Source organism: Chryseobacterium aquifrigidense, assembly GCF_006716485.1.
In the GTDB taxonomy this organism is placed as follows: Bacteria; Bacteroidota; Bacteroidia; order Flavobacteriales; family Weeksellaceae; genus Chryseobacterium; species Chryseobacterium vietnamense.
In genome coordinates this window covers 252,364-261,084 of record NZ_VFPD01000004.1, presented here as the reverse complement: position 1 = coordinate 261,084, position 8,721 = coordinate 252,364, and the positions used below count along the sequence as shown (strand labels likewise).

10 protein-coding genes are annotated in these 8,721 nt (G+C 35.5%); 6 read left to right on the top strand and 4 right to left on the bottom strand.

Features of this window, described 5'->3' with window-relative positions:
- Window positions 1-669 precede the first annotated feature (669 nt).
- Complete coding sequence (locus FB551_RS23420; protein WP_167497909.1) at window positions 670-831, bottom strand: bacteriocin-like protein; 162 nt, start codon at window positions 829-831, stop codon at window positions 670-672.
- Between the two features lie 226 nt (window positions 832-1,057).
- Here FB551_RS23420 and FB551_RS21980 point away from each other — a divergent pair, with 226 nt between their 5' ends.
- Window positions 1,058-1,330, top strand: coding sequence for a hypothetical protein (locus FB551_RS21980; RefSeq protein ID WP_047428684.1), 273 nt, complete (start codon window positions 1,058-1,060; stop codon window positions 1,328-1,330).
- Window positions 1,331-1,380: 50 nt separating this feature from the next.
- On the opposite strand, the gene FB551_RS21975 is transcribed toward FB551_RS21980, so the two are convergent.
- A complete protein-coding gene (locus FB551_RS21975; RefSeq protein WP_047428685.1) occupies window positions 1,381-2,331 on the bottom strand; it encodes an isopenicillin N synthase family dioxygenase in 951 nt (316 codons plus the stop codon).
- Window positions 2,332-2,415: 84 nt separating this feature from the next.
- Between FB551_RS21975 and menD the strand changes: the two genes are divergently transcribed.
- Window positions 2,416-4,086, top strand: coding sequence for a 2-succinyl-5-enolpyruvyl-6-hydroxy-3-cyclohexene-1-carboxylic-acid synthase (menD, locus tag FB551_RS21970; protein ID WP_047428688.1), 1,671 nt, complete (start codon window positions 2,416-2,418; stop codon window positions 4,084-4,086).
- A gap of 2 nt (window positions 4,087-4,088) precedes the next feature.
- Here the strand turns inward: menD and FB551_RS21965 are convergent, their stop codons facing one another.
- Both FB551_RS21965 and FB551_RS21960 read right to left on the bottom strand, forming a co-directional pair.
- Window positions 4,089-4,715, bottom strand: a complete 627-nt coding sequence (locus tag FB551_RS21965; RefSeq protein WP_047428690.1) for an aminotransferase class IV — start codon at window positions 4,713-4,715, stop codon at window positions 4,089-4,091.
- Complete coding sequence (locus FB551_RS21960; protein WP_142018936.1) at window positions 4,699-5,676, bottom strand: aminodeoxychorismate synthase component I; 978 nt, start codon at window positions 5,674-5,676, stop codon at window positions 4,699-4,701. The genes FB551_RS21965 and FB551_RS21960 overlap by 17 nt, the downstream gene beginning before the upstream one ends.
- A 44-nt stretch (window positions 5,677-5,720) precedes the next feature.
- Between FB551_RS21960 and FB551_RS21955 the strand changes: the two genes are divergently transcribed.
- From FB551_RS21955 to FB551_RS21940, 4 genes are all read left to right on the top strand, one after another.
- Entirely contained in the window at window positions 5,721-6,446 is a 726-nt protein-coding gene (locus tag FB551_RS21955) for a hypothetical protein (protein ID WP_226798762.1), read from the top strand.
- A gap of 72 nt (window positions 6,447-6,518) precedes the next feature.
- A complete protein-coding gene (locus FB551_RS21950) occupies window positions 6,519-7,244 on the top strand; it encodes a beta-carotene 15,15'-monooxygenase (protein ID WP_142018935.1) in 726 nt (241 codons plus the stop codon).
- A gap of 12 nt (window positions 7,245-7,256) precedes the next feature.
- Window positions 7,257-8,336 (top strand): AI-2E family transporter, encoded by a 1,080-nt coding sequence (locus tag FB551_RS21945; RefSeq protein ID WP_142018934.1) that lies wholly within the window; start codon window positions 7,257-7,259, stop codon window positions 8,334-8,336.
- A 12-nt stretch (window positions 8,337-8,348) separates the two neighbouring features.
- The gene (locus tag FB551_RS21940) at window positions 8,349-8,585 is read left to right on the top strand and encodes a DUF3820 family protein (protein ID WP_082001918.1); all 237 of its coding nucleotides are present in this window, start codon (window positions 8,349-8,351) and stop codon (window positions 8,583-8,585) included.
- The last annotated feature ends 136 nt before the right edge of the window (window positions 8,586-8,721 follow it).

Below are 8,721 nucleotides of genomic sequence, written 5' to 3'. Positions count from 1 at the left end.
GCGGGAGAGTAGGCCGCCGCCAGTTTTTATTTTATTTTTAAAAATCCTTTATCATAACGATAAAGGATTTTTTTTTGCTTTATACCCAGCTCAGGGTTATGGGTAATGAGAAATAGATAATAGATAATAGATAATAGATGCGCGTAATAAGCAATCATCAATTATTATTCATCATTCATGTTTCTTCCTAGATTGCCGTCTTTAGTATCTTTGCTGATCTATTCTTCCTAATTAAATGCTTCGACTCCGCTCAGCATGACAGGGCTAATACTAACTGTACTAAGTGCTAAAATACGTAAACATTATCCTGTGATCTTACAGCCCCTAAACCTGTCATACATAAACCTTTATTCCTACGGAATGAAACAAAAGAAATGAACATCTATTGTGACATCATTAATTCTATAGGTTGAAAATATCTATTGACCGTCCCTTCCTAACACGTAACTCTAAAACCCGCAATCTTGTAACACCCTTCTATATAATCCGGAAACAGAATTATTCCCAGCCTGTATTTTTAAGCCTATAAACAGCTTATTGTAGTTAAAAGCTATGTGGCTATAGAAACGAGATTTAATCCTTCAGAATCTGCCTTATTTTAAGTCAAAGAAATAAAAAAACCGCTTCTCTAAAGAAACGGTTCTTATTGATGACATTTTGATTTGAATCTTACATATCATTGTTAGTGTCCGGGCATTTGAAATCATCGCTGCAGGTTGCACAAACAATGGTTCCATTGCAATAGTACATACAGAAATCTGTTTCTGGAAGGTTAGAACCTCCTGAAATGTTTTTTAATTGGTCTTTTTTTAGTTTTTTTAGATTTTTCATACTGTTTTAATTGAAAATTTGTAGGTAAAGTAAAAATAGTTAAAATATTTTTAATTGAATAATGTTTTTATATTAAAAATAAAAATTTTAATTAATAAATAGTTTTAAGAACTATATAATTGTTTGTTTTGATTTAAATATTTGATTGTTAATGAAATAAATACTATTTTTAAGCTAGCGTTATCCGAAAAGCTTATAGAGTAGGAAATACCAAAAATCAATAACTATGAAAAATCTAAGAAAACTTTCAAGAGAAGACAAGAGAAGTATTGTTGCTGGAGTAAATTCACCAGCATTTTGTTTTGAAGGAGGCGGACCGGGAGAAGGTGGATGTTCTGCAGGTGAAATCTGTTCAAATGGAAAATGTGTTCCTTATGGCGGAGGCCCAGGAGGTGGAGAAAATCCTGGCGGCGGTGGTGATTCTTATACTTGTATCTGTCCGTGGGGTACTTTTACACAGCCCACTCCATGTCCGGAATTTTATTGTATAACGGGATAAGACAAAAGTTAAATAAAACGGCTGCCTCAATTTGATACAGCCGTTTCTTTTTATTTTTTAATCAATCCCAGTTCGATCAATCTTTCATGCAGGAATTCTCCGGCAGTAGTATCTTCGTATAATTTTGGATTGTTTTCATCTACACAGTTCTCAAGTGCATTTAAAGACATAGCACTGATGGGATGCATAAAGAAAGGAATTGAGTATCTTGAAGTACTCCACATTTCTCTTGGTGGGTTTACAACTCTGTGGATGGTAGATTTCAATTTGTTGTTGGTATGTCTTGAAAGCATATCTCCAACATTGATCATCAGTTCATCCGGTTCTGCAATGGCATCAATCCATTCTCCGTTGTGGTTTTGAACCTGAAGACCTTTACCCTGTGCTCCCATTAAAAGGGTAATTAGGTTGATATCTCCATGAGCAGCTGCTCTCACCGCATCATCCGGCTCTTCAGTGATTGGCGGATAGTGAATAGGTCTTAAAATAGAATTTCCTTCCGCGATTTTGTCATCAAAATAAAATTCATCTAAACCAAGGTGCAATGCTAAAGCTCTTAGAACATACTGTCCGGTTTTCTCAAGCATCTGGAATGCCTCTTTACCCACTTCGTTGAATCTTGGAAGTTCATCAACGATTACGTTGTCCGGATACTCAGTTCTGTATTTTGAATCATCAGACAAATACTGTCCAAAGTGCCAAAATTCTTTTAAGTCTCCTTTTTTGAAACCTTTTGCAGTTTCTTTACCGAATCCTACATAACCTCTCTGGCCACCAATTCCTGGAATCTCATACTTTTGTTTCGTTTCCACTGGCTGTTCAAAAAAGTTTTTTACCTCACCATACAAATCTTCTACTAGGTTGTCATCAAGAAAGTGGCCTTTTAAGGCTACAAAACCAATTTCTTCATAAGCTTTTCCGATTTCATTTACAAATTTCTGTTTGCGTTCCGGGTTGTCCGAAAGGAAATCACGCAGGTCTACACTAGGTATTTTATCCATTTTTAGAAATTTACGAACAGCAAAATTACATTTTTTTTAAATTAAATGATTTTAAAATCATTATTTATAAGTTAAATTTGCTGTATGAAAAAATATTCTTCTAAGAGAAGTATCCAAATACTTGCACATCTTCTTCAGCAGTACGGAATTGCAGATATTGTAATTTCTCCGGGGTCAAGAAATGCTCCTTTGGCCATCCATTTTTCAGAGGTAGATAGTTTCAACTGTTATAGTATTGTAGACGAAAGGAGTGCTGCTTTCGTGGCAATGGGAATGGCAAAAAGTGAAAAAAAGCCTGCAGCCATTACCTGTACAAGCGGATCAGCTGTAGTTAATTATTATCCTGCGATTACCGAAGCTTTCTATCAGAATGTACCTCTTTTGGTACTAACGGCAGACCGTCCAACTGATTTTGTGGATATATTTGATGGGCAGACGATCAGACAGAAGGAAGTTTTTCATCAGCATTCCTATGGTGACTTTCAGCTTTTGGAAGACAGCAAAGAGAATGCAGAAGATATTAATTTCGATATCATTAAAAAAGCTATTGAACTTTGTTTTGAAAAACAGGGTCCGGTACATATTAATATTCCATTGGAAGAACCTTTATATGAGCTGGTATCTGAACTTCCCACTTTCCCAACTGTGGAAAGAACCATAAAACATAAAGAGTATGAAATTCCATCCAATCTGATTGCGGAATGGCATACTTCACAAAGAATTATGCTGCTGGTGGGAACAAGAGATTATAGCCCGGAACTGGAAAACCAGCTGACTCAGCTCGTGAAAAATCATTCTGTCGTTGTATTGAGTGAAGCCAATTCAAATTTACACCATGAGAAATTCTTCAAACATATAGACCGTTATATTTTCAATTTTACGGAAGCGGATTATAAAACCTACGCTCCTGACCTGTTGATTACGGTAGGACAGAATGTGGTTTCCAAAAAAGTAAAGCAATTCCTGAGAAGTGCCCGTCCAAAGCAGCACTGGCATCTGGATGAAGTCTGGCAGCCCGATACTTATTTCTCACTTACAGAAAAGATAGAGGTGAAACCTGAAGTTTTCTTCTCAAAATTGTTGAAATTCATCAACCTGGAACCCAGACCTTATTTTAATCTTTGGGATGTTTTAAGGGATAAAAAAGATGCTAAACACGAACAGTTTTTAAATACAATTGATTTTTCGGATTTTTATTTCTTCAATAAAGCATCACAAACAATTCCTGAAAATTATAATATTCATTTCAGTAACTCTTCAGGGATCCGATATGCTCAGCTGTTTGATTTCGGAAAGAGAAAAATCTATTGCAACAGAGGAACAAGTGGTATTGACGGATCTACTTCTACCGCCATGGGATTTGCCATTAAAAATGAAAATCCAACCTTATTGATCACGGGAGACCTGAGTTTCTTCTATGATATCAATGGTCTTTGGAATCAATATATTCCACCATTTGTAAGAATTATGATCTTCAATAACGGTGAAGGAAATATCTTTAAAATTATTCCGGGACCCGGAAATGCCAACCCGAATACATTAGATGAATTTATTGCCACAAAACACCGCAAGAATGCCGAATCTCTGGCGAAGCATTTTGGCTTCTCCTATATCAGAGTAGAGGATGAGCTTACCCTGGACAGAGTTCTTGAGAATTTCTTTAAACCTGATGCACAGCCAAAAATCCTGGAAGTAAATACTCACGGGAAGAACAGTGCAGATGTACTGAAGTCGTATTTTGAGTTTATGAAATAGGTTTAAAGATCCAGATATTCTTCACTCCCCGGCAGATTGATAATTCTGTCGATAGGATAGATAAACATATCATCGAAATCATTCAACGCATTAATGATCTGGAAATGGGTGAATTGCTTTATATTCTGTAAAGTGATCTCCGTTTCTTTGATCTTTTTATGTTTTAAAAGATGTTGCCTTTGTACACCGTTTAACAAAAAGGTAGAAGGAGTGAACCAGTCTTTTCCTTTTAAAAACAGAATATTGGAGAAAGAAGTATCGGTGATATGGTTGTTTTTAATGATGATAATTTCTTCAGCTTTAGATTTCATCTTCATTTTGTCCAGTTCCTTGCGGTCTTCAAATTTGAATGAATAATCAAAGCTATTATTTTCTACCAGCTGAAAATCCTGTATTTCAGGAATCGCATAAGGAATCATCTGTGTTCTGATCTTTTTGTCAAGGTCATAAGCAATTCTTAACTTGAAAAGACCATCCTCATCATGCTGCAGATTTTTATAGATTTTGGCCAGATCAATAGAGTCTTCCTTCCCGAAATGGGAAAATGTCTGGTTGACACGTTTCTGATGTAGGTCTAATAGAAAAATCTCCTGATCTTCTACTTTAATGCTTTCAATGAATTGGGACATAGATTTTATTTTTCATTTCCTGATACTCGTCTTCTAATTTACTCATGTGCGTTATACCGCCTCCGCTTTTGAAATACAGTTGGTCTTCTTCTTTTTCAATAAAGCGTATCATTACACAGCTGTCTACATTTTGGCCGTCAAACCAGCCACAAATTCCCGTGTAATATCCTCTGTCATATCCTTCTGCATCCAGAATTATTTCCAGTGTTTTAGGTTTGGGAGCTCCTAAAATAGATCCCGCAGGAAGAAGTTTCTGCATAATACTTCCTACTTTTCCCTCATATTCAGGTTTTATCATTCCTGAGATTTCAGAACTCATGGCATACAGATCCTTTTGTTGGGTTTTGATAAAGTCAATATGCTGGAACTGATCCACTCTTACATCATCAGCGACCATACTCAGATCATTCCGGAGAAGATCAACAACCGTGTAATGCTCTGCCTTCTCTTTTCGGTCATTCTTCAGAATTTCTGCTGCATTTTCAATAGAGGCATCAATAGTTCCTTTCATGGGATAGGTGAAAATTTTTCCGTCAATGATCTTTACAAAAGTTTCAGGAGAAAAAAATACAAAAAAATCTTTATAAAAAACTTTGTACTTCGCATTTGAGTGGTAAAAAATTTCTTCTAAGGTTAAATTGGTCTCTATCTTGGTCTTTCTGGTATAATTTACTAAATAAGAATTCCCCAAACGAATATTTTTCTGAACCTTTTCAAAGCCAACCTGAAAATTCTCCAATGTTTCAGGAAAGGATTTCCAGACTACTTTTTTGTCCAGTTCCTGTGTCTCTTTTGTGTTTGAAAACTCTTGAAAATCAATAATTAAGCCTTCTTTTTCAATTTCATGTTCCTGATAGATTTCAACATTCTCCGAGAGAAAGTCGATGACGAAAAAATAGGGAACCTTCTGAAGAGAAAGTTCGTCCATTTCCATAAATTTTTGATGATTCACTGAAAACATTCTGCAAAAGTACTTATTGATGTTTACTTTTGCATAAATTTTTTATGATGCAGAACAAATATCCTCAGAAACCGGGACTAGATTATATATTGAAGCAGGCATTTTTTTATTGGAATAAAACACTCGTTTTTCAGTTGATGTTTTCCATTTTTTATTTTGGAATTTTCCTGACGGTATTTTTCGCCGCAGATCTGAAATATAATATTTTGAGCCAGTACATGGAAACTAGCAAGTATCTTAAAGATGGGATGCAGGCCTATGCCACACAGTATACTAAAATGGTTTCTACTCCGGAATTTCAGAATTTTTCTCTGATGATTGTGGGGACTATGATTTTTCTTTATCCTCTCAATATCGGTTTTTATCAGATTTACAGAAAAATTGATCTTAAGGAAAAGCTGGAACTGAGAGATTTGCTGGTGGGATATAATGGACTTAACTTTTTTAAGTACATAGGATATTATATTTTCTGGTTTTTCATTTATATCAATGCTGCCCAGACTATTATTCTTGGAATCGTTTGGGTGATAGCAACAGTGTTTGTTGCTCCATTGATGTTTTTTACAAATAAAAGAATCTTTGAGTCAATTTCTCTAAATTTTAAAGCGCTCAGAATGTATTTTCTGGAAATAACGGTATGCGTGATCGTTGCTTTTATATTTAAGTATTTAGGCTTTGCCCTGTTTTTTGTTGGAGGATTATTTACTTTTCCTTTTTGGAATGCAATGATTTATTCATTGTATAAAACGGTCTTTTCGGAGAAAAGTTAAAATTCATTCGTGTTTAATGGGTTTTTTTACTAAAAAAAAGTAAATTTGGTAAAATCATTAAATATTTAAACTATGTCTGAATTTAACGAATTTGATCAGCAAGGCTCTGTACCTAATAGAGATACGGGATCAATTATTTCTCATGCTTTTGAAATGTACAAAGGCGTTTTCGGTTACGGAATTGTAGCTATGATTATTTATCTAATTGGAGGGTCTGTTATTCAGATGCTTACGGGGTTTGATTCTGCTTCTATGGTTGAAGAAATGAAATCAGGAGGTACTTTAAATTATTGGAGTGCTCCCGGGCTTCCTTTATATATGGGAGCGTCCAGCCTTTTTGGCCTGTTATTATCTCCATTATATGTAGGATTGATCTATATGGTCAATAAATACAATACCAAAAGCCCGATTGAATTTTCTGATCTTTTTATAGGATACCGTCAGAACTTTGTAAATATTCTGATTTATAGCCTTCTAGCCTGGATAATTTCCTCAATTGCTCTGGTATTGTGCGTTTTACCTATCATTTTTGTATATCCTTTCCTTTTAATAGGATATCCTATTTTGCTATTTGAAAATGCTTCAGCAACAGAGGCTTTATCGAAATCATTCAATATCGCTAAAGAAAACTATGGAACTTTCTTGTTAACCGGACTTTTAGGAGGTCTGATTTCTGCTGCGGGAATTATTCTTTGTGGAATCGGTATCATCTTAACGGCTCCGTTTATTATGGTTGTAATGTATTCTACTTATTGTGCTTTCTTAGGAAAACCAAGACAAATTATGTACAGCAAATAAAATATAAAATACATGATGAATAAGGACAAACAAATAAGCAGTGTTGCGATAAAGCAGGTGTCGTTACTGGCTATCATTCTGATATTGGCCGGATTGATCTGCTTTAATCTGGCATTGTTTATTCCCTCAGTTTTGGGAGCGATTACCATTTATGTAGTCTGCAGAAAGTATAATTTTTATCTGCAGGAAGAAAAGAAATGGAAACCGTCACTGGCTGCGTTTGTATTGATGTTTGCCAGTCTTATTGTTCTTATTCTTCCGATTTATTTTATTGCTGATCTGATTATTGATAAACTGGGGAACGCGCAGGCTTATATGGCCAAATTCAATGTTTTCCTGGATAAAATCCATTCTTATATCTTCTCTAAAACAGGATTTGATATTCTGAGCAAAGAGAATATGGCAAAACTGAAAGATAATGTAGGAAAAGTTTCTACATCAGCGCTCAGTGGGACATTTAATACGCTTACCGTTGTGATGTCCATGTATTTTATTCTCTATTTTATGCTGGAAAGACCAAGGCTCTTTGAAAAGATTCTTACTTCTTCCGCCCCGCTGAAGAGAGCAAACATCTCCCTGATCGGCGATAAAATGAGAAAATTAATCATGGCTAATGCTATTGGTATTCCAGTGGTAGCTGTAGGACAGGGGATTGTAGCGCTTATCGGTTACCTGATATTTGGGGCTCCGGGAGCTATACTTCTTTTTGCTTTGACGGCAGCTGCTTCAGTAATTCCTGTGGTAGGAACAGCCATTGTATACGTTCCGGTTTGCATCTTTATGATCGCTGAAGGAAATACAGGTCAGGGGTTAGGATTGGCAATCTACTGTCTTGTAGTAGTAGGACTTACCGATAATCTTCTTCGTTTTACCCTTTTAAAGAAACTGGAAAATATCCACCCACTGAATACCGTATTCGGAATCATTATGGGAATGAATCTGTTTGGCTTTATGGGACTTATTTTTGGCCCTATTCTGATCTCATTGACTCTTCTTCTGGTTCAGGTGTACAGAAATGAATTTTCGGATGAAGAAACCCCTCCTGATCTTGAATTACCCGGTCAGGAAGATATTACAGAAAAATTAATTTAATAAGATAAAAACGTGGAAGGACTAAATCCCGATATATTAAAAGAAATCTGTGTAATGAAAATGCCTTTCGGTAAGTATGAAGGAACGGTTCTGGTAGATCTTCCCATCAGCTATCTGGAATGGTTTAATAAAAACGGAATGCCAAAGGGAAAATTGGGAATGCAGCTTTCAACAGTTTATGAGATCAAATTAAATGGTCTGATGGACCTTTTGACTCCTATCAGAGCAGCCGTAAGAAATGGGTTGTAAAATTAAATAGAACACTTTTATATAGTTTCGGGGGGGGAGGAGATTACGCCCAAAAAAAATTATAAATAAATATTTTTAGCGTTGAAATGTGTAAATTAATATAGCCGTTTTTGCGCGGTTTTTAATTAAAAATTTT